At 41.6% G+C, this 24,222-nt stretch carries 29 protein-coding genes and 1 pseudogene; 22 read left to right on the forward strand and 8 right to left on the reverse strand.

Annotated features, from left to right (window positions below; genetic code table 11):
* The first annotated feature begins 22 nt into the window (after positions 1 to 22).
* From eutL to AA980_RS20315, 8 genes are all read left to right on the forward strand, one after another.
* Entirely contained in the window at positions 23 to 679 is a 657-nt protein-coding gene (gene eutL, locus AA980_RS20285; RefSeq protein ID WP_024028254.1) for an ethanolamine utilization microcompartment protein EutL, read from the forward strand.
* Between the two features lie 24 nt (positions 680 to 703).
* Positions 704 to 1,045 (forward strand): ethanolamine utilization microcompartment protein EutS, encoded by a 342-nt coding sequence (eutS, locus tag AA980_RS20290; protein WP_024028253.1) that lies wholly within the window; start codon positions 704 to 706, stop codon positions 1,043 to 1,045.
* Entirely contained in the window at positions 1,042 to 1,482 is a 441-nt protein-coding gene (locus AA980_RS20295) for a EutP/PduV family microcompartment system protein (RefSeq protein ID WP_024028252.1), read from the forward strand. Before eutS ends, AA980_RS20295 begins: the two co-directional genes overlap by 4 nt.
* Before the next feature lie 139 nt (positions 1,483 to 1,621).
* A complete protein-coding gene (locus AA980_RS20300; protein WP_024028251.1) occupies positions 1,622 to 3,046 on the forward strand; it encodes an ethanolamine ammonia-lyase reactivating factor EutA in 1,425 nt (474 codons plus the stop codon).
* A 195-nt stretch (positions 3,047 to 3,241) separates the two neighbouring features.
* Positions 3,242 to 4,603, forward strand: coding sequence for an ethanolamine ammonia-lyase subunit EutB (locus tag AA980_RS20305; protein WP_024028250.1), 1,362 nt, complete (start codon positions 3,242 to 3,244; stop codon positions 4,601 to 4,603).
* A 250-nt stretch (positions 4,604 to 4,853) separates the two neighbouring features.
* Entirely contained in the window at positions 4,854 to 5,660 is an 807-nt protein-coding gene (gene eutC, locus AA980_RS20310; protein ID WP_082195805.1) for an ethanolamine ammonia-lyase subunit EutC, read from the forward strand.
* Positions 5,661 to 5,688: 28 nt separating this feature from the next.
* On the forward strand, positions 5,689 to 5,829 hold the full coding sequence (locus tag AA980_RS27540) for a hypothetical protein (protein WP_162837350.1): 141 nt from the start codon (positions 5,689 to 5,691) through the stop codon (positions 5,827 to 5,829).
* Positions 5,830 to 5,849: 20 nt separating this feature from the next.
* Entirely contained in the window at positions 5,850 to 7,385 is a 1,536-nt protein-coding gene (locus tag AA980_RS20315) for an amino acid permease (protein ID WP_024028248.1), read from the forward strand.
* Positions 7,386 to 7,457: 72 nt separating this feature from the next.
* On the opposite strand, the gene AA980_RS20320 is transcribed toward AA980_RS20315, so the two are convergent.
* A complete protein-coding gene (locus AA980_RS20320; protein WP_152681190.1) occupies positions 7,458 to 8,210 on the reverse strand; it encodes a CPBP family intramembrane glutamic endopeptidase in 753 nt (250 codons plus the stop codon).
* A 188-nt stretch (positions 8,211 to 8,398) separates the two neighbouring features.
* Here AA980_RS20320 and AA980_RS20325 point away from each other — a divergent pair, with 188 nt between their 5' ends.
* A complete protein-coding gene (locus tag AA980_RS20325; protein WP_024028246.1) occupies positions 8,399 to 9,121 on the forward strand; it encodes a DsbA family oxidoreductase in 723 nt (240 codons plus the stop codon).
* A 112-nt stretch (positions 9,122 to 9,233) separates the two neighbouring features.
* Here the strand turns inward: AA980_RS20325 and AA980_RS20330 are convergent, their stop codons facing one another.
* Positions 9,234 to 9,596, reverse strand: a complete 363-nt coding sequence (locus tag AA980_RS20330) for a CotG/ExsB N-terminal domain-containing protein (RefSeq protein WP_024028245.1) — start codon at positions 9,594 to 9,596, stop codon at positions 9,234 to 9,236.
* A gap of 200 nt (positions 9,597 to 9,796) precedes the next feature.
* Here AA980_RS20330 and AA980_RS20335 point away from each other — a divergent pair, with 200 nt between their 5' ends.
* From AA980_RS20335 to AA980_RS20350, 4 genes are all read left to right on the forward strand, one after another.
* Positions 9,797 to 10,888: a CotH kinase family protein gene (locus AA980_RS20335; RefSeq protein ID WP_024028244.1), complete on the forward strand. Its 1,092-nt coding sequence runs from the start codon at positions 9,797 to 9,799 to the stop codon at positions 10,886 to 10,888.
* A gap of 228 nt (positions 10,889 to 11,116) precedes the next feature.
* Complete coding sequence (locus AA980_RS20340; RefSeq protein WP_024028243.1) at positions 11,117 to 12,178, forward strand: YARHG domain-containing protein; 1,062 nt, start codon at positions 11,117 to 11,119, stop codon at positions 12,176 to 12,178.
* On the forward strand, positions 12,175 to 13,116 hold the full coding sequence (locus AA980_RS20345; protein WP_024028242.1) for an N-acetylmuramoyl-L-alanine amidase family protein: 942 nt from the start codon (positions 12,175 to 12,177) through the stop codon (positions 13,114 to 13,116). The genes AA980_RS20340 and AA980_RS20345 overlap by 4 nt, the downstream gene beginning before the upstream one ends.
* Before the next feature lie 207 nt (positions 13,117 to 13,323).
* A complete protein-coding gene (locus tag AA980_RS20350; protein ID WP_152681191.1) occupies positions 13,324 to 13,962 on the forward strand; it encodes a hypothetical protein in 639 nt (212 codons plus the stop codon).
* Positions 13,963 to 13,994: 32 nt separating this feature from the next.
* On the opposite strand, the pseudogene AA980_RS28315 reads toward AA980_RS20350, so the two are convergent.
* Positions 13,995 to 14,120: pseudogene (locus AA980_RS28315) on the reverse strand (CotG/ExsB N-terminal domain-containing protein); the annotation flags it as partial.
* Positions 14,121 to 14,363: 243 nt separating this feature from the next.
* Between AA980_RS28315 and cyoE the strand changes: the two are divergent.
* A complete protein-coding gene (cyoE, locus tag AA980_RS20355) occupies positions 14,364 to 15,305 on the forward strand; it encodes a heme o synthase (RefSeq protein WP_024028240.1) in 942 nt (313 codons plus the stop codon).
* Positions 15,306 to 15,446: 141 nt separating this feature from the next.
* Here the strand turns inward: cyoE and AA980_RS20360 are convergent, their stop codons facing one another.
* Positions 15,447 to 15,755, reverse strand: a complete 309-nt coding sequence (locus AA980_RS20360) for a hypothetical protein (RefSeq protein WP_024028239.1) — start codon at positions 15,753 to 15,755, stop codon at positions 15,447 to 15,449.
* Positions 15,756 to 15,990: 235 nt separating this feature from the next.
* Here AA980_RS20360 and AA980_RS20365 point away from each other — a divergent pair, with 235 nt between their 5' ends.
* The 5 genes from AA980_RS20365 (at position 15,991) to AA980_RS20380 (ending at position 20,147) form a co-directional block, all read left to right on the forward strand.
* Positions 15,991 to 17,073 (forward strand): XdhC family protein, encoded by a 1,083-nt coding sequence (locus tag AA980_RS20365; protein WP_268926639.1) that lies wholly within the window; start codon positions 15,991 to 15,993, stop codon positions 17,071 to 17,073.
* Positions 17,074 to 17,703 carry a nucleotidyltransferase family protein gene (locus AA980_RS20370; protein WP_024028237.1) on the forward strand — a complete coding sequence of 210 codons (630 nt, stop codon included), beginning with the start codon at positions 17,074 to 17,076 and terminating at the stop codon, positions 17,701 to 17,703.
* Positions 17,704 to 18,032: 329 nt separating this feature from the next.
* Positions 18,033 to 18,818 (forward strand): PepSY domain-containing protein, encoded by a 786-nt coding sequence (locus AA980_RS28175; protein WP_328586689.1) that lies wholly within the window; start codon positions 18,033 to 18,035, stop codon positions 18,816 to 18,818.
* Between the two features lie 29 nt (positions 18,819 to 18,847).
* Positions 18,848 to 19,684 (forward strand): M4 family metallopeptidase, encoded by an 837-nt coding sequence (locus AA980_RS28180; RefSeq protein ID WP_330217804.1) that lies wholly within the window; start codon positions 18,848 to 18,850, stop codon positions 19,682 to 19,684.
* An 82-nt stretch (positions 19,685 to 19,766) separates the two neighbouring features.
* A complete protein-coding gene (locus AA980_RS20380; RefSeq protein ID WP_024028235.1) occupies positions 19,767 to 20,147 on the forward strand; it encodes a RidA family protein in 381 nt (126 codons plus the stop codon).
* Positions 20,148 to 20,202: 55 nt separating this feature from the next.
* Here AA980_RS20380 and AA980_RS27055 read toward each other — a convergent pair whose 3' ends face one another.
* Both AA980_RS27055 and AA980_RS27060 read right to left on the reverse strand, forming a co-directional pair.
* Complete coding sequence (locus AA980_RS27055) at positions 20,203 to 20,343, reverse strand: YjcZ family sporulation protein (RefSeq protein ID WP_024028234.1); 141 nt, start codon at positions 20,341 to 20,343, stop codon at positions 20,203 to 20,205.
* A gap of 30 nt (positions 20,344 to 20,373) precedes the next feature.
* Positions 20,374 to 20,490 carry a YjcZ family sporulation protein gene (locus AA980_RS27060; RefSeq protein WP_082444854.1) on the reverse strand — a complete coding sequence of 39 codons (117 nt, stop codon included), beginning with the start codon at positions 20,488 to 20,490 and terminating at the stop codon, positions 20,374 to 20,376.
* A 206-nt stretch (positions 20,491 to 20,696) separates the two neighbouring features.
* Here AA980_RS27060 and AA980_RS20385 point away from each other — a divergent pair, with 206 nt between their 5' ends.
* Positions 20,697 to 21,491 carry an HAD family hydrolase gene (locus AA980_RS20385; RefSeq protein ID WP_024028233.1) on the forward strand — a complete coding sequence of 265 codons (795 nt, stop codon included), beginning with the start codon at positions 20,697 to 20,699 and terminating at the stop codon, positions 21,489 to 21,491.
* 62 nt (positions 21,492 to 21,553) lie between these two features.
* Here the strand turns inward: AA980_RS20385 and AA980_RS27915 are convergent, their stop codons facing one another.
* Both AA980_RS27915 and AA980_RS27920 read right to left on the reverse strand, forming a co-directional pair.
* On the reverse strand, positions 21,554 to 21,976 hold the full coding sequence (locus AA980_RS27915) for a GntR family transcriptional regulator (RefSeq protein WP_330217805.1): 423 nt from the start codon (positions 21,974 to 21,976) through the stop codon (positions 21,554 to 21,556).
* Entirely contained in the window at positions 21,976 to 22,281 is a 306-nt protein-coding gene (locus tag AA980_RS27920) for a GntR family transcriptional regulator (protein ID WP_235815138.1), read from the reverse strand. The genes AA980_RS27915 and AA980_RS27920 overlap by 1 nt, the downstream gene beginning before the upstream one ends.
* A gap of 275 nt (positions 22,282 to 22,556) precedes the next feature.
* On the opposite strand from AA980_RS27920, the gene AA980_RS20395 reads away from it, so the two are divergent.
* Both AA980_RS20395 and AA980_RS20400 read left to right on the forward strand, forming a co-directional pair.
* Positions 22,557 to 22,865 carry a PTS sugar transporter subunit IIB gene (locus tag AA980_RS20395; protein WP_024028232.1) on the forward strand — a complete coding sequence of 103 codons (309 nt, stop codon included), beginning with the start codon at positions 22,557 to 22,559 and terminating at the stop codon, positions 22,863 to 22,865.
* Between the two features lie 8 nt (positions 22,866 to 22,873).
* Positions 22,874 to 24,217, forward strand: a complete 1,344-nt coding sequence (locus tag AA980_RS20400; protein ID WP_024028231.1) for a PTS sugar transporter subunit IIC — start codon at positions 22,874 to 22,876, stop codon at positions 24,215 to 24,217.
* The last annotated feature ends 5 nt before the right edge of the window (positions 24,218 to 24,222 follow it).

A 24,222-nucleotide genomic window follows, 5' to 3' on the forward strand; every position in this document is an offset into this window, starting at 1 on the left:
AATTTTTTAGGAGGTGAAGAAAATGGATGTCAAACGAGTTCCGGCTTTTGCCCTTGCAAGTCAAATCATTCCCAACATTGATGATGGTTTAAGAGAGGCCTTGCAGGTACCCGCCAATATTAAAAGCCTAGGTCTCGTAACAAGCACGAGCGATGATGTCGGCTATACCTCGTTAGATGAAGCAACGAAAATGGCAGCGGTGGAGGTCGTTTATGCGAAGTCATTTTATGCTGGAGCGGCCCATGCTTCGGGGCCATTATCGGGGGAGTTCCTAGGTATTTTAGGAGGAGAAACACCTTCAGAGGTAAAAAGCGGCATCGAGGCGGCTGTTCAGCTGATAAATGAGGGACCGACGTTTTTTGCTGTGGACGAGGCGGGGGATCATGCCTATTTTGCCCATACAATATCACGGACAGGAACATATTTGTCAAAGGTGGCGGGCATAAATCCTGGCGAGCCGTTAGCCTACTTGATTGCTCCACCGCTTGAAGCAATGGTGGGCTTGGATGCTGCTTTGAAAGCAGCTGATGTAAGGATTTGTGTCTTTTATGGACCGCCAACGGAAACAAACTTCGGCGGCGGGCTGTTAACCGGCAGCCAATCGTCCTGTGCGGCGGCGGCAGAAGCGTTTGCTGAAACCGTTAAGAAAATTGCGCTTTACCCCCATAGTTCATTTTAGCTTTTTAAAAAGGTGTTGAGAAAATTGACGGAGAAAAAGCAACGCGTCATCCAAGAGTATGTTCCCGGAAAACAACTGACATTAGCACACATCATTGCCAATCCCGATGAAGCATTGTATACAAAACTTGGAATCGGACAGGCCGGTGCGATTGGGATTTTAACGTTAACGCCGACAGAAACCGCGATAATCGCCGCCGATATTGCTACAAAAGCTGCCGCTATCGAAATTGGCTACTTGGACCGATTTACTGGTTCCTTAGTCATTTGCGGAACAGTATCCGACGTGGACATGGCCATCCAAGCCATTAATCAATTTTTAAGCAGGCATTTAAAATTTGAACCAGCGGAGATTACCCGCTCATGAAAAAAGGCAAAGTTATGATGATTGGTCCGATTGGGTCTGGGAAATCGACGTTAACGAAGTGTCTATTGGAGGATTCGTCGCCTGTGCTAAAAACGCAAGCACTCAGTTACATGGATTGGATTATCGATACACCTGGTGAATATAGCGAAAATCCGTTGTTTTACCGCTCGTTGATGGCGACATCGCTGGAAGCGAGGGTATTGCTGGTGATTCAAGATGCCACAAGGCTTCATCAGATTCTGCCTCCTAATTTTGCCCAAGGCTTTCCGATTATCCCATTAGGGGTGATTACAAAGATTGATCATCCGGATGCGAATTTGGCAAAGGCGGAGAAACTTTTAATACAGGTTCTACCGCAAAATGAGATTTTTCACGTATCGTCTGTTACTTTAAAGGGAATTTCAGAGCTGCGGACAGCCATCCAGAAATATCTGTAGCGGCAATTTCAGCACCGTAACATCCATTCTTGGCGAATATTATTTGAATAGTTCGAATAACATGGTACAAACTTCATCACAACAGAGTGGGACAAATTTGCGGAAAAAATTTAGACACTGCGATCGGAGTGAGGTGCGTTTGAGCACTGTAGTAATAAAAAGTGTTGGCATTGATATCGGTACAAGCACATCCAAATTTATGATGAGCGAATTGACGCTGGGCCGAGTATCGAGCAATTTTTCCCTGCCGCAGTTCGATATCATTCAACGCAAGGTTACCTACGTAAGTGAGATTATTTCCACCCCGTTAAAAAATGAAGAGGAAATTGATCTGCCTCTGCTCGTTTCCTGGCTTGAGAAGGAGTATCAGCAAGTGGGTCTAACACTTTCAGACATTAAATCTGGGGCTGTCATCATAACCGGAGAAACGGCAATCAAAAAGAATGCCGATGCCCTCATTCATTATTTAGCTGAACGCTCAGGTGACTTTGTGGTCGCAATCGCCGGTGCTAGTTTGGAAGCCGTGTTAGCAGGAAAAGGTTCAGGGGCGGCTAGGCATTCGCAATCATCGAGAGCGGCAATTGCAAACATTGATATTGGCGGCGGTACGGCGAATGTTGTTGTTTTTCAGCAGGGAAAAGTGCTTGAAACCATCACCTTTCATGTTGGCGGACGATTGATTGAGATGAATTCACTTGGTGAGGTTTTAACGGTATCACCGTCTTTGAAACCATGGCTATTTTTTAAAAAATTTCAAGTAGAAAAGGGCATGCGCTTGTCGCTGCCGAAGCTGGTCGAAATCACATCAGCACTATGCGGCGATTTACTTGATGTGTTAGCAGGGGGAAAATCAATTTCCTCACTCGAATGCTTGGTCCACAGCACATCCTGCCCGGCTTTACCGAGAATTCACGAGGTAATGGTTTCTGGTGGAGTGGGGCGGCTTGCAGTGGAAGAACCACCCGCGACATTGGAGGATGTGGCAAAATTTAACGACATCGGTCCGCTGCTGGCAAGTGAGCTAATGAAGGCGGTAAAGAGGTACCATTTTACTGTGGTGGAGGCGGCACAGACATCCAGCGCAACAGTTATTGGGGCCGGAACCCAAACGACAAAGCTAAGCGGAGCGACCATTTTAATTCAACCTGAGCTCCTGCCCTTACGGAATGTTCCTGTAGTGAAGGCGGCCTTAACGGAAATGGATTTTGAAGAGCAGATAGAGCAGGTTTTTTTAAAGGGAAAGGAATGGTTTGAGGGAAATGACCACTTACCATTTGCAATTGGTTTAGGCGGTACACTCTATTTATCTTACGTAAAGCTAAAAGAGGTTGCAGATATTATCGGGGAGCTGTACGCTATGAATTTTCCTTTGGCGGAGGTTCTCGCTGTAGTTTGTGAAAATGACATGGCCAAGGCTCTAGGGCAGGCATTACGGCTGCAAACGAACTATCAAGTAATTTGCATTGATCAAATTGGGATCGAACATGGTGATTATATTGATATTGGTGCCCCGTTGAATGACGAATTGGTACCAGTGGTTGTCAAAACATTGGCGTTTTCTTAGGGTTGGCGTAATTTGAATATTTCGTTTTGTAGAATGTGCTTTTGAATTTGTAGAATGAATGCTGAGATTTGTAGAATCAACCTATAAATTTGTAGAATACACCTTAAGATTTGTAGATTCAACCCATAATTTTGTAGATAGTGCTAAGGCATTTTGAAAAAAGTTCTTAACAATCTTAAATAGGAGGTGATATTTTTGAAATCATCGATAACTTTACTTAATAAAACCTATCAATTCCGTGATTTGAAAGACATTCTCGCTAAAGCGAATGAGGAAAAGTCTGGCGACCAGCTTGCCGGTATTGCTGCAAATGATGCCCAGGAGCGGCTCGCCGCACGGCACCTGTTATCCGAATTAACCCTTAGCGATATTCGCAACAACCCTGTGCTGCCACCAGAAGAGGACGAGGTTTCACGCTTGATTGAGGAATCCATCAACGAAAAAATCTATCAATCTATCGCCAACTGGACCGTAAGTGAGCTCCGTGAAACCCTGCTCTCTGATAACACGACAAACATTGAAATCAGCCGTATTCGCAGAGGGCTGACGAGTGAGATGGCTGCCGCCGCTGCCAAAATAATGTCCAACCTCGATTTAATCCAAGCGGCATCAAAAATAGAAGTCGTAACTCAGTGCAATTACCCAATCGGCCACAAAGGGACTCTCGCCGGCAGAGCACAGCCGAACCATCCAACCGATAGCATCCAAGGAATCAAAGCCTCACTTTATGAGGCCTTAAGCTATGGAATCGGCGATGCTGTAATCGGGATCAACCCGGTTATTGATACGGCAGAAAGTGTGAAGCAAATTTTACAAATGACAAGAGAGGAAATTGACAGATTCCAAATCCCGACGCAAAACTGTGTCTTAGCGCATGTGACGACGCAGATGCGGGCAATCAAAAATGGCGCTCCCTCTGATTTGCTTTTTCAAAGCTTAACGGGAACGGAGGCTGGGAATAAGGCATTTGGAATTAGTATCGATCTTTTAAACGAGGCAAATGAGTTAATTCAAAAAGAAGGCACTTCCCATGGACCGAATCTTTGGTATTTTGAAACCGGACAGGGCTCAGAGCTGTCCTCCGATGCCCATCACGACATTGACCAAGTGACGCTCGAATCGAGATGCTATGGCCTCGCCAAAAAATATAAACCATTTATTGTCAACACGGTTGTTGGTTTTATTGGACCAGAGTACCTATATAACAGTAAACAAGTCATTAGAGCAGGGCTCGAGGATCATTTTATGGGGAAGCTCCAGGGTATTCCGATGGGGGTCGATGTTTGTTATACGAACCATATGAAAGCCGATCAAAATGATATGGAAAACCTCGCTATTTTGTTAGGGTCTGCGGGGGTAAATTTCCTCATTGGTGTACCGATGGCGGATGACTGCATGCTCAATTATCAATCTACGAGTTTTCATGATATCGCCTCAGTACGCAGTGTTCTCGGCCTAAGACCGGCGCCTTATTTTGAAAAATGGCTCGAGAAATTGGGGATTTTCGAGAATGGGAGATTAACGGAGCGGGCTGGGGACCCGACCATATTTATTTAGATTGATCCGAGGTATTGGTGGCGATACTGTCGCCAAGAGTGCTCTAACTGTCGCAAAGGGTGCACCAACTGTCGCCAAAGCTCCTCTAACTGTCGTGCAGGGTGTTAACTGTCGCCAAGAGTACCCCAACTGTCGCGTGGAGTGGTCTAACTGTCGCCAAGAGTACCCCAACTGTCGAACAAGCATAATTATCGAAAGGAGGCGAGCATTTTTGAAGGAAAAACAAATTGAATTGATTGTTCAAAAGGTAATGGAGCAGTTGCAAGCAAAGTTTCCATCGGAGAATAGAGTAGATCCAGTTGATAAAGGACTCATATTTACGGAAAGAGACTGGGAAACATCCATTCCGAAGCCTGCTTTTCAGGAAGGAGCTGCGGACTTGACTGCTTCAACCCCAGCGCGGATTGGCGTCTGGAGAACTGGCACCCGCCCGCTGACGAAAACGATGTTAAAGCTGCAATTCGACCATGCAGCCGCTATCGATGCAGTCGGCGGCGAGGTGCTCGAAAACTATCTGCAGGAATTCGAGTTATTCACGGTGGAAACATGCTATGAGAACAAGGAAGTTTATTTGAAAAGGCCGGATAAAGGAAGGGTGCTGACCGACGCGGCCGTCCAAACGATAAAGGAGCGGTGCCAGCATCGGCCGCAGGCGCAAATTGTCGTTTCAGACGGTCTTAGCGCTAGTGCCGTAGAAACCAATTTGAAGGATGTATATCCCGCCTTACTGGATTCATTGAAACTTAGCAATCTGACCTGTGGAACGCCTTTTTTTGTGAAAGGGGGCAGGGTCGCCTGTATGGATCATATCGGCGAAATCCTTGAGCCAGAGGTACTTGTTCTCCTGATTGGCGAACGGCCAGGGCTTGTTTCGGCAAGTTCAATGAGTGCCTATATGTGTTATCGGCCACGAAAAGGGATTGTCGAATCGGACCGCAATGTCATCTCGAATATTCATCCGCTGGGCACTCCGCCAGTTGAGGCCGGTGCCCATATCGGCACCGTTTTACAAAAAATGTTGGAACAAAAAACAAGCGGTGTGAAATTGGAGCTATAAAAAACAACTTAGAAAGGGGGGGAGTTAAATGGAGGTATTTATCGGTTTTGCTTTAGTGGTCATTACCCTTTGCGTCGGCACTGCGATTGGCTTGAATGCCAATAAAAACGTCCGTACCTTTAAAGAGGAGGAACATGAAATTTTTGTTGATAAAGATGTCAGAAATTAAACAGGAGAGGGGAGAAAGGAATGAAAAATAAAGACCAACAAATGTTGGAGGATCGAAAGCAGCTAAACCGGTATGGCTATGCCCAAGAGCTGCTGCGTGATATGGGGGGATTTTCAAACTTTGCCATCTCGTTTTCGATTATTTCTATTTTAACTGGCGCCGTTTCATTATACGGTCATGGATTAACCTACGGCGGCCCTGGAATGATGGGCTTTGGCTGGACGATTGTCGCTTTTTTCGTGCTACTGGTTGCCGCCTCACTTGCTGAACTTGCGTCAGCGATTCCAACCGCGGGTGCTCTATACCACTGGGCTGCCACTCTAAAAGGAAGAAGGATTGGCTGGTATACCGCTTGGATTAATCTTATTGGTCAAATCGGAATTGTCGCGGGAATTGATTACTCTTGTGCCTTATTCGCTGACCCACTCCTAGCAACAGTCTTTGGTTATACTTCCACCGATACTACCATTCTAATTGTCTTTGGCGTCATTCTTCTATTACACGGAATCCTCAACCATGTCGGAATTAAAATCGTTGCCAAATTAAATGACTTTTCAGCTTGGTATCATATGCTTGTCGTCGCTATTTTGGTTGTCAGTTTAGCTTTTTTTACAAAAAACGGTTTGCAGCCAATTGATTACTTATTCCAGGTCGGGCAAACTTTTTCCGATAAACCCTATTTCTTGGCGTTTTTAATTGGTTTATTGCAGGCGCAATGGACCTTTACCGGATATGACGCCTCGGCACATACGATTGAAGAAACCGTTCATCCGCGTGTCCGTGCCCCGTGGGGGATCTACAATTCAGTAGCCTTTTCCTTCGTTTTTGGGTTTATCATGCTTGCCTTCGTGACCCTTTCGATTCACGATGCGGCTGGTGCGGTGAACTCTGACAATGCCTTTATCTATGTCATCAGCCAGGCGTTGGGGGGGACGTTTGGATCGATCGTTCTCTGGCTCGTCACTTTTGCGATGTTCTTCTGCGGTCTCTCATCGATTACCTCATTCTCACGGATGATGTATGCGTTTTCGCGTGATAAGGGCATGCCATTCAGTCGTCATTGGGCAGAAATCAGCCGCAAATTCCGGACACCGGCAAAAGCGATTTGGCTGGCCGTAATCCTTTCCTTTGCCTTAGCATTAATTGATTATCTCACAAAAATCCTAAACCCAAATGCCGGTTATTCAACCATTGCCTTCTTGACCGGGGTCAGTGTTGTTGGCTTGTATGTTGCCTATGGGATTCCAATCTATCTTAAATTAGAAGCCGAAGCGAAAGGAATCTTTTTACGAAAGCATTACGGACCTTGGAGTCTTGGAAAATGGAGCAAGCCGATAAATATTCTTAGCATCATCTGGATCCTCTTTATTTCCATAATGATGGTGATTCCGCCAAACCAAATGGCCGCCTATGCCTTGGGAGGAATGTTTATTATCTTAATAATCATGGACCTAAGCTATTACAAGAAACATTTCAAAGGTCCGCAAGCAGCGCTTGAAAAATCAATTGAAGAGATTCAAAGATTGGAAGAAGAGTTTGAGCATGAGAAAGAATAGCAAGTAAAAATAACAAAAGTGCCCGTATAAATCTTACAGGGCACTTTTTCGCGTTTTCAACATAAGGAGACCTTAACCCGAAAAAGGGACATTGGTTACAGTCCTTACATGATTGGAATAAAATCTAATAAACCAAAGGACAAAAATAAACATGGCTGCAGGGACTAAATAATAAAGTGAATTGGACAAGACCGTTTCATGACCTGTTTCCTTAATAATAAAAACAGCACTCCCTGAATTTCCAACGAGTCCAAACAAAAGACCGTAGGCAACATTTAAACCATAATGGATACCCGTGTCTGCCCAAATCGAGCCCGTTTTATAGAAGGCAAACGTTAAAGAAAGACCTAAGATGATCGAAAAAATGACATTGCTCAAGCTAAAACCGGCGTACCAATAATCATCAAGAGCATAAATCAAGATACTAATGGAAAAAGCCCAGCCGATTTGAATTTTCTTTTTTAATAGAGTAAAAAGATACCCTCTGATAATCAAATCATTAATAATCGAGCCAACGAAAAAACCGACCAATACAAGGATAACCGGCATGATTACTTCCGCTGGCTTTTTGAAACCGACAAATTCTAATTGACCACCCCAGAATTCGATGCCATACCATACCAACCAAAACACAAAACCAAACCCAAAGCTAAAGAGGAAATTTTTTAACCATCCTTTGTGAAATACCAGGCCAATCCCCTTTAACCCATCTAATCCAACCCATTTGGCAATATAATAAGCAAGTGGGAAGAATATAAGAGTAGACGCAAATTGGAAGTAAGGATTTCCAAGTTGAACAGGGACTAAATTAAAGTATAAGTCCAAAATTATAAAACCAATTATGCCTTTCAAAGCGTATTTGATGACAAGTCACCTCCAATAAAAGTAATAACTAGTTCATTTTACCTTATTTAGAGGTGAAATGAACCAATTTTTCTCAGGCAACTTTTCATGCTTTTTAAGCACGTTGTGGTACTATAATAGCTAACCGTAGAAAAACGAGGTGTGTTGAGATGAAAATTGAAGTTTGGTCAGATTATGTTTGTCCATTTTGTTATATAGGGAAAAGAAGGTTGGAAGAGGCGTTAAGTCAATTTCCAGATAAGGATCAAGTTGAAGTTGAATTCAAGAGTTTTGAGCTCGATCCAAATTCGCCAAAGAATAGTGGAGAAAATATTCACGAGGTGTTAGCAAAAAAATATGGCATGAGTCTAGAAAAAGCTAAACAAGCGAACCAAGGTGTTGGTTCGCAGGCAGCAACAGTTGGCTTAAACTTCAATTTTGATGAAATGAAGCCTACCAATACCTTTGATGCTCATCGTTTGGCCAAGTTTGCAAAAACGATGGGGAAAGAAGCAGTGGTCTCTGAAAAACTCCTTCATGCCTACTTTACAGATGGAAAGCATCTTGGCGATTTGGAAACGTTGGCAGACATTGCCGAGGATGCAGGTTTAAACAGGCAAGATGTAGTAACGCTCCTTCATGATAAAAATGCCTTTGCCGCTGATGTCCGTCAAGATGAATCCCTGGCACAGCAATACGGCGTTCGTGGTGTTCCCTATTTTGTGCTAAATCAAAAATATGCAATTTCCGGTGCCCAGCCAACGGAAACCTTTGTCGGTGCCCTTCAAAAAGTATGGCAGGAAGAATCTGCTTCTCCTATGTTCCAGGATCTTTCCACTACCGATGATGCCAGCTGTGCCGATGGGAACTGTGTGATTCCAGAGAAAAAATAAAATTCCAGAATTCATAAATTTGAGGAATTTAAATGGGTGAATAAACTAAGAACAATAAAAATGGGAAAGGATTCCCGTGCCCTTTCCCATTTTTGTCTGAATAATTATGATGCTATCTGCTTTTCATCCTAAAATAGGACTGGTTACTGTCGTCCCAACATCTTTCAACTAGCCAATTTCCTTGAATCGTGGTTTTGCAGTTTCTGCGCCTGATTGTATTCCTTCTTGTCGTCCTGCGTCTAGAAGTGTTCCTTCTTGATGTGTTACGTTGTCCGGATGTATGGCGTCTAGAAGTATTCTTCCGTGAAGTTACTCCACGACTAGAAGTTCGTTGTCTGGTTGTTCTCCTCCGTGAAGCACCACGGTTAAAGCCAGGGTCTCTAAACATGAAATCCCCAAAACCGCCGCGTCTTACCTCATCTGCTGCACTTTGAATCTTCTCCGGTGAAATCTCTTCCGGTGTAATTTCCTCCATTTTAGCACCTCCTTTAAATATAGAAAAGGGAGTACGAAAACTTAATTGACCATTTGTCTATAAAACTCACTCTTCTTTTACCAATTTACGTATCCAGGTCTGTTTTTGTATGGGACATAAGCCTAATAGCAGAAAAAATGCTTTTTCAACGTGACATCCTCCTTTTTTCTTACATACGAATAAAGGAGGAGGGATTGAACATGGACGAGGCTGAGAAAGTACCACAATATAAGCTGTTTATAAAACCCAATGATGTAAGAGAGCTGAGAAGAGATATTTGGATTGATGATCCGATTCCAGCGCAGTTAACGGTGGAGGGGAAAAGACTTGAAATTGATTTAAGCTACCGCGGCTCTCATATCCGTGATTTTTCGAAAAAGTCATATCAAATTTCTTTCTTTAAACCGACAAAATTCAAAGGTTCCAAACAAATTCATTTAAACGCTGAATTCAAGGACCCATCGTTAATTCGGAATAAATTATCATTTGATTTCTTTACGGAAATCGGTGTGTTAGCACCGCAATCACGTCATGTTTTTTTATCGCAAAATGGAAAATCAGAAGGGGTCTATCTAGAAATCGAATCAGTGGACGAAAACTTTTTGAAAAGAAGAAGCCTTCCGGATGGAAGTATTTTTTATGCAGTCGATGGGGATGCCAATTTTTCACTGATGAGCGACTTGGATAAGGAAACAAAAAAATCACTGGAATTAGGCTATGAAAGAAAATGCGGGACCGCAACAGATGATTTTTACCTACAAGAATTTATTTATAAAATCAATACAATTCCCCAAAGTGAATTTGAAAAGGAAATTTTGAAATTTGTCGATGTCGACAAATACCTTCGCTGGATAGCGGGAATTATTTTCACATCAAACTACGATGGATTTGTCCATAACTATGCGCTTTACAGGAATGGAGATACTGGTCTGTTTGAAGTCATCCCGTGGGATTATGATGCCACCTGGGGTCGGGATGTAAATGGAAAGGTAATGGAAGCGAATTATGTCCCGATAGACGGCTTTAATACCTTAACGGCGCGGCTGCTAGATGTGGGGAGTTTTCGCAAGCAATATCGAACCCTGCTTGAAGAAATTATGAATCATCAATTTACGGTTGATTTTATGATCCCCAATGTCGAGAATCTGCTTCAATTGGTGCGCCCCTATGTATTACAGGATCCCTATAAAAAACAAACGATTGGCGACTTTGACAAGGAGTCAGCGGTTATCGCGAAATATATTGAAGAAAGAAGAAGGTATCTACAGCGGAAATTAGCAAAATTAGATTAGAATTTAATAGATTGAAGAAATCTGAAAGGACAGCTAGTCCTTTTTATTTTTCAATAACAATGGAGTAGTTTTGCTATTTCTGGTATTTTTGTAATCTAGAATAGATTTAATCGTTAGATGGGACATTCTTTTTTTATTTGGAAGAAGTAGGGTTTTTGATGGGAATGTCGAAATTCTATATAATAGGAAATTTTCTTAAAAATTAGGTAAGAGGGAGAGCATACTTAAGTGGCGAAATTTTGTACGAATTGTGGAAATGAATTAAAGGATGGACAAGTTTTTTGTACTGGTTGTGGGACAAAGGTAAGGGTTCAAAGGACTGAGTATCCCGGGGATTTTTCCCCAACAGAGAGAACAACTTACGTTAAACAAACTAAAAACAAACAGAATCGCAATCTATTAATAACTGTATTATCAATTATCGGCGGTTTAGCAGTATTGGTTGGTGCCTATTTTATTGTAACAGGATTAAAAGAAACGAAGCCACAAACGGTTTCTCATAATATGACATCTGGAGCAAAAGATGGGGGAAGCGACCCAGTAAAGACTGACACTAAGGAAAAAAAAGCAGCAGTAAATGATGAGGAAACGATTATTAAAAACTATGCGAGAAAATTAAACAATTTGAAAATCAATGCCTCTGGGGAGAATATATCGCTAGGTAAGTGGGACGTTTCGAACCGGGATGGTACTTTATTTTTGGAAGCTAATAATATCCCTTCGAGAAATTTGACTCGTATTTTTGATCTCTATGATAGTGGGGACTTATCGCCTTTAAAAGATTGGGCAAAAGAAGTGTACTTCATTGCTGATGACTTATCGGGGGAATTAAAGACAAAATGGGACATTGAAGTTGGTAATGGATGTGTGTCGAACTATCCGATTACTCTTTCCCAATCGGATTTAATGGCGTACTCTGGTTCATGCGGTTATTCGATACCAGTATTATCGGGTTCCGATAAGGGAAGTTTATCATTAGTGATTCATAGTAAGGTATTTGGCTCCACTGAAAATACCACAGTTTCCGGTACTAATGAGTTTATTTTTCCTCATAGTGATGTTAACAGGTTAACAGATAGTGAGATTGCGCCGCTTTCTCTTGAAGAACTTGGCTTGGCAAGAAATGAAATCTTTGCACGACATGGTCATGTGTTTACCAAAGAGGAGCTGCGTGCTTATTTCGACCAGAAATCGTGGTACTTCCCAGACCCATCCTATAACGACACATTAAGCCCGATCGAAAAATACAACGTAGATTTGATAAAGAGTCGAGAGGAGTACCTAAAGTGAACGCAAGAGCAGTCAAGATAGGAATTGCCCTTATCATTTTATTAGCGATGATCCCTCTCTATTATTTTTTCAATCCTGCTGCGGCAAAAGAAAAGGCTGCCAATAGTAAAAATGAAAAATCCGAGTTGGCAGCGAAAGAGAGTACGGCTCAAAAATCGCAGGACGAAAAGAAAGAAACGGCAAACGAATATTCGAAAAAAGACCCGGAAGAAGCAGCCGCAGTAAATAACGGCGATGAATCATTAAAAGAGGAATCAGTGACGTCGGAAAAGGCTTCTTCTGAAGAAAAAAAGGAGATTCAAAGGGACTTTTTGGTTGTCATCGATCCCGGTCATCAAAGGCATGCAAATTTAGGAAAAGAGCCTGTAGGACCAGGGGCAGTGGAGATGAAGATGAAGGTTACAGGCGGTACATCCGGTGTTGCAACTGGGAAGCCAGAGTATCAATTAGCGTTGGAAGCCTCGGTTATTTTAGGGGATCTATTGGCGAAGCAAGGGGTAAAAGTCATTTATACACGGACAACCCACGATGTCAATTTGAGCAACAAGGAAAGGGCGGAATTCGCCAATCAACATAAAGCGGATTTGTTCATTAGGATTCATGCGGATGGATCAACCGATAAAAATGTTAGCGGACTATCTGTGTTGACTCCCGCTCATAACGACCCGTACACCAAAGCGATTTACGAGGACAGTTTAAAAGCTTCAGAGTTGATTTTAGCTGAAACGAAAAAAAATACCTCTGTTAAGGTGAATGGAATTTCGTATCGAAGTGACTTGTCAGGTTTTAACTGGTCTCAGGTGCCAAGCACATTGATTGAAATGGGTTTTATGAGCAATCCTGTGGAAGACAGAAACCTTTCAGACCCAACGTATCTAACGAATCTTCTAAGCAACGTTGCCGATGGAATCTTACAATATGCGAGCCTTAAAAAGTAGGGGGCTGCGAGTATATCGTAGAATAATAGTAAAAAGATGCCGATTGGCATCTTTTTTACTATTATTCTAACGTTGTTAGGATAGACTTAGCTCCTTTTTGGTAGCCACATGTTACGACTTCTATAATATTCTTCCATTTCGAAATTATCATTTGGTGTTGTGCTCCAGCCCCAATTTCCTTGTTCAACATTGCTCCTGCCTGGACGATTGCAACATCTTGATGGTCTCCGTGAGGTATTCCGTCTGGATGTATTTCTCCGGGAAGTATTGCGTCTGGAAGTGTTCCGTCTGGATGTATTTCTCCGGGAAGTATTGCGTCTGGAAGTGTTCCGTCTAGATGTATTTCTCCGGGAAGTATTGCGTCTAGAAGTGTTCCGTCTAGATGTATTTCTCCGGGAAGTATTGCGTCTAGAAGTGTTTCGTCTGGATGTATTTCTCCGAGAGGTATTACGTCTAGAAGTCACAACGACTGATGTTTGGCGATTTCTGGTGGTATTTGGTCCAGAAGTGACGCTGGCGGAAGTCGGCTGCTGTCTGGAAGTAACACGTCTAGAAGTCACCCTGAGGGAAACCGGCTGCTGTCTGGAGGTAATACGTCTAGAAGTCACCCTGAAGGAAACCAGCTGTCGTCTGGAAGTAATCCGCCTAGAAGTCACCATGACTGAAGTCGGACGCTGTCTGGATGTAACCCGTCTAGAAGTCACCATGATTGAAGTTTGCTGGTTTCTGGTAGTGTTCCGTCTAGTAGTAATGATAATGGAAGTTTGCCGATTTCTAGAAGTCTTCCGCCGTGAAGTTTTCCGGTGGGGTGGGGGTGGCGTTTTTTTTCTGCTATGTTTTTTATGATGTGATTTATGCTTTAAACCAGGATCCCTAAACATGAATTTGCCATGCCCAGATCTTTTAACTTCTTCCGCAGCCCTTTGAATATCATCTGAAGAAAAGTTTCTCATTTTTTCACCTCTGTTTTTCTTGAAAAGGAAGGCCGAACACATAATAACCATTATTGCCTTCGCACCTCCTCCTCTCCTATTAATCTACGTCGGCGATTTTTTTTTGTATAGGGAAATTGCTTATTAATGGAAAAAAGTTTGTCCATACAGCATACACAGGGACCCGTTCCAACTCAGAGGTGCTCTTTTTGAGGTTTTCTATACGGTTCGTTATATAATTATGTTAAAATATGAAGGGTGAAAAACATTATCAATAGGAATCATTTAGAACCTAGATTCAGGAGAGGATTATAATTGAAAAAAGATTGGTTACCTTCCTCACAGAAGGATGGGACAGTTTTATTAGCGAATAGGCAAAATACGTCAACTCTTTTATCTGATTTAAAAGCACTTTTTAAAGCCAATGTTTTACTTGCTAATGTGCTTCCAGTTTTTACAGGCTACTGGTTAGCGCTCTATTTTTCGGGTACTGCATTTAGTGCAAATTGGGACGTTTTTTTGCTAACGATGATTGGAAGTACACTGGTTATGGCTGGGGCACTGGTTATTAATAACTGGTATGATGTTGATATTGATACGGTGATGGACCGAACGAAAAACCGCCCAACCGTTACAGGGACTATTTCTTTAAAGACCGTATTAACACTGGGATTAGCCTTATCAGTTCTTGGGTTTATCCTGCTGCTATTTACAACGATTGAAGCTGCTATTTGGGCATTCGTGGGCTGGTTTACTTATGTGATTCTGTACACAATGTGGTCAAAACGCAGATATACACTTAATACCGTGATTGGCAGTGTGTCAGGTGCCGTATCGCCTCTTATTGGCTGGACGGCAATTGAATCTGGTTTTCATATCGTCCCGATTATCCTATTTCTAATTTTGTTTGTTTTTCAAATGCCCCATACATTTGCTATAGCGATGCGGAAATATCACGAATATAAAGCCGCAGGGGTAGCGATGCTTCCCGTAGTTCACGGCTTTGCCATGACGAAAAGGCAAATTTTTGTCTATGTTGCCTGTTTACTGCCGCTGCCATTTTATTTAACCTCACTTGGTACCACCTTTATCGTGATTGCCACCGTTCTAAATATTGGCTGGTTTGCTCTAAGTATTTACGGGTTTTTCACGAAAGATGATCAAGGATGGGCACGAGTGGTTTTTATTTATTCAGTCAATTATATTACTATCTTGTTCGTTTTGATGGTTATTGTTACCTTGCCTTTTTTTGGCTAGGTAGATTCAGAAAAAATTAGAAAGGGTCAGTCTTTTGCACAGTTGTGCCGAAAAGACTGACCCTTTCTCGTCTATGGACCGCTAGAAAATTAAGCCGATGACATCGTTTACTTTTATCCGTTATGGGAGGCGTAAACAGGACTATCGTTTCAAGCGTTTAAGGACATGTTCTTCAAAATCTGAATGGTTTATATCCAATCCTAAAATTTCATTTCTAAAAGGCTTGAACCGTCCATTTTCAACTTCTAAGGTGAAATATCCCCGCTCACTTAACAGGTTAATATCCCCGATAATTTTTTTTCTTTGGACCGGGTCAAATAAATGAACTAAATTTGGGTTGCTTGGATGCGCTTTAAACACGCATCCTTTTTCCACACATACTCTTACAATATTTCGTACCTTTGGATGAGCGATACTCTCAATTTTCTTACTTGTTTCAACACTGGCCATACGTATTAGTCTCCTTTCCCATCATAAAACAATATGCCAAAAAAAAAGGATATATGAAAACCAGCCAATGATTATCTTTACAAAGTCCATCGTTTCGGTGTCACAAAATAGCCTAATTTCTACTTGATAAGAATGATTTTGAGGCAGTTTGAATAGAGATTTTAAGAAAAGGCTTATAACAAGGAAGTGGTAGAGAATGCTTTCTAACCAGAATATAACTGAACGTTTATCAACTATGATAAAATGCAATCAAAAGGGGGTTTTGGCTTCAGTTGTTTCGGTCCAAGGATCTGCTTATAAACGGGAAGGTGCAAAAATGATTGTCGGAGCGAATGGAGCCTGCCACGGGATGATTTCCGGAGGCTGCCTTGAGTCGGATATCGTGGCGATAGCAGATCAAGTCGAGGTCACAGGAAAACCGCTGATAAAGAAATATAAGTTAAATGAAGAGCTCGTCTGGGGGCTTGGATTGGGCTGCCCCGGAACGGTTGAAATACTTATTGAGCCGATTGGTTTTTCTGCTGTATGGAAACATTTAGCTGAGGCTTGCGTGAACTCTGAGGCAATGGTAGTCTGTAAAGTTCTTCAAACGAAAGAAACTTACGGCCCATTGCTCCTCGTAACCAACTCAGATGTTTTCGGCGATTGGACGGATGAGGTTTTACAAGAAAGGGCAGTGTCGATTGCTCACCAGAAATTAAGTCAACAAGCAGCCGCCTCCGAAAGTATCTGTCTAAAAGCGAAAAAGGGAGAAGAGGTTTTCGTTTTCTTTGATGTTCACTTCCCAGCCCCGCAGCTTATAATCTTTGGGGCAGGTGATGATGCCATTCCGCTTGCTAATTTAAGTGCTATGCTTGGTTTTCAAACAACCGTGATTGACCCAAGACCGGCCTTTAACACAAAAGATCGTTTTCCTCTTGCTGATATGTTGATAGCAGGAACGGAGCAATACGAAAATATATCGGTCATTAATTCTCGCAGCTATATTGTAATCATGAACCATCAGTTTGAACGGGATTCAGATGCGTTAACCTTTGCATTACATTCAGCTGCCTCCTATGTTGGGATGTTAGGACCAAGAACGAGACGCGAAAAAATTATCGCACATTTGCATAACCAAGGAATTGTTTTTTCAAAAGAGGAGATGAAAAAATTATTTAGCCCGATTGGCCTTGATATTGGCGCTGACACATCGGAAGAGATTGGCTTAAGTATCATGTCAGAAATCATCGCTTTTCGTAATCGTCATCAAGGTGGATTTTTAAGGGAGAAATATTTTATTCACCAAAAATCTCGAGTCCCTATTAATGGGGCATAAATGAAAAGGACCGGTGCGATGATTTTAGCTGCAGGAAATTCATCAAGAATGAAGTTTCCTAAACCACTGCTCCAATGGAAAGAACAAACTTTACTGGAATATCAAATCAAGCAGCTGGCAATGCTTCCATTTTCAGAAATTATCGTTATCCTTGGCAACGAGGCTGAAACGATTCTCAATAAGGTTTCGATTGGGGATCCACGAGTTAGATTGCTCAATTGCCAGACTTATCAAGAAGGATTAAGTTCTTCCCTGAAATTTGGTTTGAATTACGCAGCAGATAACCATGAAGCTGTGTTGTTGATGCTTGTCGACTTGCCGCTAATCCAGTTGAAGACAATCAAACAAGTTTTTGAAGCCGGAGTTACTCTTTTAAATGGTGTGTGCGAGCCGTTTGCCATTCAGCCGCAGTACGAGAAACAAAAGGGACATCCCGTGTTTATCGGCCATTTTCAGGGGCTAAACTGGAGCGACCTCCACGGGGATATGGGTGCAAAACATCTTATAGGGCAATTGAAGAATCGTGAATTCATAGATACCAATGATGTTGGTGTTATTTTTGATATAGATACGCCACAGGATTATCAGAAAGCACTGTCCATTTTTACACAGAGAACAGGAAACCATTAAAACTAGCTTCTTCAAGTGGCTAGTTTTTTTATTTGATAGATTTGAACTAGGGGAATGCTAGACAAAACTAGTCATTTGGTCTGTCCCTCTCCTGAAATAGTCCTTTACCTTTTTCCGCTTAAATTGTGCCGCCAATTGTTCAATTTATTTATTTCGAGAATCGAAACTACTAAAAAAACCTCTATCTATCCTTCATTTTTCATAGGAAGAAAAAATTTCATAGAAATTAAGTCCTAGCAAACAAGATTATTTAGATAATTCCGACTAATCATGCAATTAGGAATAATAAAAAATATACTAAATGTTAATAAACCATAGGGGGTAATAATTTGAAGAAGAAACTAATTGTACCAGTTGTTTTATCTACTGCGCTTCTTGCTGGAAGCCTTCCATTTAGTAATGTCCTAGCGAAACAACCTGAGGAAATTACATCTATTTGGCTAACAAATAAGTGGAATGAAAAGGTGAATGTCCCCATTTTTGTTCGCGAGAAACAGCTAGAAAAACGAAACTCTAGTAATGCTAGTGATGCCCTAAACTTTTTAGAAGAAAAAAAGAGTAAGGTAAAAATCAAGAATCCCAAAGCGGATCTAAAAGTTAAAAAAACGGATAAAGATGATCTTGGAATGACGCATGTCCGTTTTAACCAAACGAAAAATGGAATACCGGTAGAAGGTGCTGAGGTACTCGTCCACTACAACGAAAAGAATGAGATAGTTGCTGTCAATGGTTCCCTTAACGCCGAAGTAGACGAACTAGACCTCAATACTAAACCTGAAGTAAATAGTGAAGAAGCCTTGGCCGCGGCAAAATCATCCGTAGACGCTCCAACTCAATTACAATACAAACCGACAACAGAACTTGTCGTCTATCCATTTGAGGGAGAAAGTAGTTTAGCTTATAAAGTGAATGTAAATTTCCATGGTGAAGAACCTGGCAACTGGTTTGTTTTTGTCGATGCCCATTCAGGTAAAGTGATTGATAAATACAATGCGATAATGGACGCTGATGAAATTAAAACACAAACTGGTACAGGACGGGTGTACTTGGGGCACATCGTCTATTACATATCTCTCAAAGTAAAAGTCCTAAATCAGGTACCGTTTTTCAATTAGCAGATTATGCCCATAAAAACTTAGATGGAATTTTTACCTATGATGCTCCGACAGGATCTTTATTTACTAGTAATAGCGCTTCATTTAAGAAAGATTACGACAGGGCTGCTGTTGATGCTCATTATAATTCAGAAACAGTATATCACTACTACCTTGATGAACACGGCCGAAACTCACTGGATGATAAAGGCATGGCAATCAATTCTTACGTTCACTATGGAACGAACTATAATAACGCTTTTTGGGATGGCCAGCAAATGACCTATGGTGACGGGGACGGCTCATACATGATATCTCTTTCCGCCGGACTTGATGTTGCGGCACATGAAATGACTCATGGTGTGACGACAAATACAGCAAATTTACAATATCGGTTCGAGCCTGGAGCACTAAATGAAGCGTTTTCTGACATCTTCGGCGCATTAATTGATGATGCCAATTGGGAAATTGGCGAGGATATTATGGGCCCAGGTGCGAAAGCGGATGGCCGTGAATCTTTACGAAGTTTAAGTGACCCAAGTAAGTACCCAGTAGGCGCAGCGTATGTACCATATGGGAATGGAAAAGGTAAATATCCAGCCCATATGAATGAGTTCTATGACCTTCCACGAAATTTAGATAATGGCGGTGTTCATATTAATTCTTCCATCATCAATCATGCTGCCTATACCACAGCACAGGATATTGGACGTGAAAAATTAGGGAAAATCTACTACCGTGCACTGACTGTTTATTTAACACCAACATCTGATTTTAGTGACGCTCGGAAAGCCATTATTCAATCAGCTGTTGACCTTTATGGGGATGGCAGTTCAGAAGCTGCAGCTGCTGCAAACGGATTTAATAAAGTAGGAATTTTGGAATAATTAAGCTGCCATGATTGAAGAGCCATCAATAATTGTGCTATTATCCTATCAATAACAATACTTTTAAAAATGGGGGATTATAGTGGCGAGAAAGGCTTATAGTGCAGAAGGGGCCGTTTCAGTGGGACCATATTCTCATGCGGTCGATGCTGGGAAATTGGTTTATTTATCAGGTCAAACACCATTGGACTCATCTACGGGGGAACTAGTGAAAGGCGGTATTGGGGACCAAACGAAACAGTGCTTTATCAACTTAATCGAGGTGTTAGCGGTGGCAAATTTGACTCCGGATGATGTTGTAAAGGTAAATGTTTATTTAACGGATATGAATCATTTTTCTGCCATGAATGAGGTTTATCAAACGTATTTTTCCAAACCATTTCCCGCGAGGACATGTGTTGCAGTTTTAGCTCTGCCGCTTGGCGCAGATGTTGAAATTGAAATGATTGCCAAAAGACCATAAGTGAAAACAGGGAACTTCCAGATAGTGGAAATTCCCTGTTTTTTTAAAACAGAAATTAATAGAAGCAAGCTGCTCCAACGATGATCAAAAGGATAAACAGGACAACGATTAAGGCAAATGCGCCGGCGCCGCCGAAACCATAGCCTCCGCCGTATCCATATCCACCACAACCACCAAAGCCATATCCACCGAACATAGTAATCTCTCCTTTTATGGTTTTATTTTATTAATAGTAGCCGCCGTACCCGCCGAAGCCTCCGCCCATAAAGGAAGCACCTACAATTACTAGCAGGATAAACAAGACAACAATTAAAGCAAAACCTCCACCTGCACCATCAGACATTCCACAAAACCTCCCTTGCCATTATTTATTTATAAAATATGTAAAAAATTTAAAATGGGAAGGGCACAAACCTAAAATTGAAGACAACCGACCAAATCATTGATCATAAATAAACTGGAAAACGCCTTGTTTTTAAGTAAAAAAAATAAAACCGTATCAAAAAATGTTAAACTATTAAAAAAAGATGATAAATGAGGGGGTTCATAATGATAAAAGCGATTTTTTTCGATTTAGATGATACACTCCTTTGGGATCAAAAAAGTGTCAAGGAAGCGTTTGCGGCGACCTGCAAATTTGCTGAAGACCGCTGTGGGGCAAACCCTGTTCAACTTGAAGAAACAGTACGCGAAGCAGCTAGAAACTTATACTCTTCCTATGAAACTTACGCTTTTTCGCAACTGATTGGGATAAATCCGTTTGAAGGATTGTGGGGTGATTTCTTCGACGATTACGATGAGTTTAAAAAAATGAAAGAAATTGTTCCCGGTTATCGAAAACAAGCTTGGACTAGAGGACTAAAGGTATTAGGCGTGGATGATCCCGAATTGGGATCCGAATTAGCGGAACGGTTTCCAAATGAACGGAGAAACTTGCCGTATGTGTATGAAGAAACCTTTAGAACGTTGGACTTGCTAAAGGAAAATTATCAACTTCTCTTGTTAACCAATGGATCACCGGACTTGCAAAAAACGAAACTAGACCTGTCACCTGAGCTTGTCCCATACTTTGATCAAATTGTCATTTCGGGTGATTTTGGCAAAGGGAAGCCAGATCCAGCTATTTTCCAATATGCCTTGTCACTTATGAACTTGGAGAATAATGAGGTTATCATGGTCGGGGACAACTTAATGACAGATATTCTCGGTGCAAATCGTGCCGGAATCAAATCGGTTTGGGTTAACAGAGGTCAGAAAGAGCGAAATGAAGTAATACCCGCTTATGAAATTCAGCATTTGGAAGAGCTGTTTAGCCTATTAGAGGAATTAAAGGCGGAGGGGTAAACATATGGCCGAAAGACGAGTCTTCTTGCTCAGGAGACTCGTTTTTCGGCTCAATTAATCAATTAGTAGTTCCGCTCAATGACAAAATGGGCCAAATCACCGCGATAGATTGTTTTTGAATATTCTATGATGGTTCCATCTGAAAGGTAGGCAAGTGTATCGAGTGCAAAGCATGGATTGCCAATTTTGATTTGCAGTTTTTCGGCTGAGTCCTCATCGGCGATAAACAATTCAAGACTTTCGATTGTTTTGTTAATTTTTAAGCCATATTGAGTATCTAAAAGGTTATATAACGATTTCTCACAAGCTTCTCTATTTAACGCAGGAGTTTTATACCACGGCAAATAGGCAATTTCATATTGGAGAGGTTCTTCATCAACAAAACGGACTCTTTCTAGCATATTGACGGGCTCGCCCTCCGCAATTTTGAGCTGCTCACTTAGATATTCATCTGCGGGAATTACTTCGAGTTGCAGTACTTTAATTAGCGGTTTTTTCCTTGCATTGTAATTTGCTTCGAAAAATGTTCTACAGTGGTAGTTAGGATTTGTTTTACTTTGTGCGCTGCAACAAAGGTTCCGCTTCCTCTTTTACGATAAATATATCCTTCCATTGTTAATTGTTGTAAGGCAGTGCGGACGGTTGTCCTGCTGACACCATATTTATCGCAAAATTCTGCTTCAGTCGGCAGCTGCGCTTCCGGCTTATATTCTCCATCATTAATTAATTGAATGATTGCATCCTTTACCTTAAGGTGAAGTGCACTTCCATCTTTTGTTTCTACTGGCAATTTTTTATCCCTCCCTCTTTACTATAGTTAATCAAAAAAACTAAATAAAATGTCTAAAATGTACAATCAATAAAATTTGTAGTAACAAATTGATAAATTGTATTATAAATATTCCGAATCATTAATACAATGATAATGCAGTATGCTCAAAGTATTTTTGGGAGGAGGACCAACCAAGGCTTTTTGGTAAAAAGACATTCGTTTCATTGGCCACATTTGTTGCTGCTCTTATTATTTTCTTTTGAAATCGCTTTCATATCAATAGGGGGTTGAAGATGAATATCTTATTATGCTGCTCCGCCGGAATGTCTACTAGTCTTTTAGTTTCAAAGATGGAAGCTTGTGCGAAGTCGCAAGGAATTGACTGTAAAATTTGGGCAGTAGGTTCAACGGAAATAAATGAACAAATCAATCATGCGGATGTACTGCTTCTCGGGCCACAGGTTCGCTATTTACTTACACAGCTAAAGAAAACTGGAGAGGAGAAAGGGATTCCTGTAGACTCCATTAACCCAAGACATTATGGCCTATGCAATGGTGAGGAAGTTTTGAAGCAAGCTCTAAATCTACTTAAAGGGGAGTGAGGGACAGGATGAATTTTGTTGATAAATTTATTATGCCGTTCGCAAATAAGCTTGGCAGCAATAGGCATCTTCTCGCCATTCGTGATGCCTTGGTCGGAATGATTGCGATTACGATGATTGGTTCTTTATCCGTATTAGTAACCAACTTAGGCGCAGTACCAGGTGTTGGAAAATATTACGAAAAGTTTATGATCTCTATCTTTGGTGAAACATGGAAAACACTTGGCTCAGATATTTGGTGGGGAACACTTGCCTTTATGACCATCTTTGCCGTTTTCGGGATTGCTAATCGACTGGCAAGGTCTTACGGTGATGATGGATTCGAGGCGATGCTTGTTTCTGCTGCTTCTTTTTTTGTCCTTATTCCACAAGTTGCGAATGTCTCTCTTACTCCTGAGGGTGGAGAAGCAGTAACCGGGGGTGCTTGGGGGTTTATTAGCTGGAATTATTTCAATTCTACTGCACTTTTCACTGGAATTATCGTCGCCCTCGTAGCTACGGAAATATTCGTTCGGCTGGCAAAGGTCAAATTCCTTATTATTAAATTGCCTGATGGAGTTCCACCGGCAGTTTCCCGTTCTTTTGCGAAGCTCTTACCGGGGATGGTGACCATATTTACGGTTGGTTTGTTCGGTTTATTGTTACGAAAATTTATCAGTGATGGCGCCTATCTAAACGACTGGTTAAATAAGGTACTCGTTTCACCGCTCACCGGTGCCGTAGACACGCTTGCTTTTGCGATTCTAATCGTATTCTTAGTACACTGCTTCTGGATTCTAGGACTTCACGGTCCAAATATTCTTGGAGGCATTACAACACCTTTAATGACGAAGCTGGGTCAAGATAATATCAATATGTATGCACAAGGCGTCGATAATTTAAGCAAGTATCACGTTCTATCCGGATCATTCCTAGATGCATTCGTCTATTTGGGCGGTTCAGGTGCCACATTAGGGTTAATTATTGCGATGTTTATCGCAGGGCGAAAACGCTATAAGCAATTACTCGCCTTGGGGACACCGCCGGGAATTTTTCAAATTAACGAACCGATTTTGTTCGGACTGCCAATTGTCTTGAATCCAATCTGGTTTATTCCCTTTATCCTCAGTCCAATTATTATGACAATTGTAGCCTATTCATCTATTAGTCTAGGCTTGGTTCACCCAGTTGTCGCGGATATTCCTTGGGTAACGCCGGCGATTGTCGGTGGATTACTGGCAACAGGCGGCCACGTATCAGGTGCCATTTTAGCGGCAGTGAATTTAGTTATTTCAATCGTCATTTACCTGCCGTTTGTTTTTGTAACCGGAAGAATAGATGCAAGGAAAGCAGAAAAGAAGCCATTAGCATAGTCCTT

Source organism: Neobacillus vireti (assembly GCF_001026695.1).
Lineage (GTDB): Bacteria > Bacillota > Bacilli > Bacillales > Cytobacillaceae > Neobacillus > Neobacillus vireti.